This window comes from Candidatus Merdisoma sp. JLR.KK006 (assembly GCF_036941035.1).
Lineage (GTDB): Bacteria > Bacillota > Clostridia > Lachnospirales > Lachnospiraceae > Laedolimicola.
Genome location: NZ_JAYMNS010000090.1, coordinates 1 through 686, shown reverse-complemented (window position 1 = coordinate 686; position 686 = coordinate 1). Strand labels below are relative to the sequence as shown.

1 protein-coding gene is annotated in these 686 nt (G+C 39.1%); it reads right to left on the bottom strand.

Features of this window, described 5'->3' with window-relative positions:
* Positions 1-124 precede the first annotated feature (124 nt).
* Positions 125-547, bottom strand: coding sequence for an IS200/IS605 family transposase (gene tnpA / locus VSQ61_RS22715; protein ID WP_334346583.1), 423 nt, complete (start codon positions 545-547; stop codon positions 125-127).
* Positions 548-686: the final 139 nt, after the last annotated feature.

Below are 686 nucleotides of genomic sequence, written 5' to 3'. Positions count from 1 at the left end.
AAGTTAGCAACCCCCATTTCAAATGGGGGTTTAGATTTTACCCCTCCGGGGATTATTACTGGTTCCGCCAGAGGCGGGATTTCGCAGTACCATTATTTCTGGTTGCCCTCCTATGTAGGGCTCACTACTTTCTTCCGTCCTCTAGTTTATCATTCTCTTCTTGTTCCTGAATGTATCTGCGTACTGTCTCTTCATTCACATTTCCCACTGTTGAAACGTAATATCCTCTTGCCCAGAAATGTCTATCCCCATATTTACTTCGATACTCTGGGTGTCTGTCAAACAACATCAGTGTACTTTTACCTTTTAGGTATGACATAAATTCCGAAATACACATTTTGGGCGGTATCGCCACATACATGTGAATATGATCCACACATACTTTCCCATCGATTAACTGTACCTGTTTCATCTCACATAGTTTCTTAATAATTTCCACTATGTCTCTTTTTGTTTCTCCATACATAATTTTTCTACGATATTTTGGAATAAACACTATATGATACGTGCAATTCCAACGAGTATGTTGTATACTTTGATTATCCATTTTGGATACCTCCTATGTTTTGATATGGCCTGCGAAACCAATATCATTGTAACATAGGAGGATTTTTTTACTCTAGGTAACGCTACGGCTTTGCCTCGGCCCCCATTTCAAATGGGGGATATAGATACGATTTCATTAT

Bases quoted from the DNA above. Each gene is read 5' to 3' on its own strand.
- tnpA (WP_334346583.1), bottom strand. From the start codon at position 547: ATGGATAATCAAAGTATACAACATACTCGTTGGAATTGCACGTATCAT.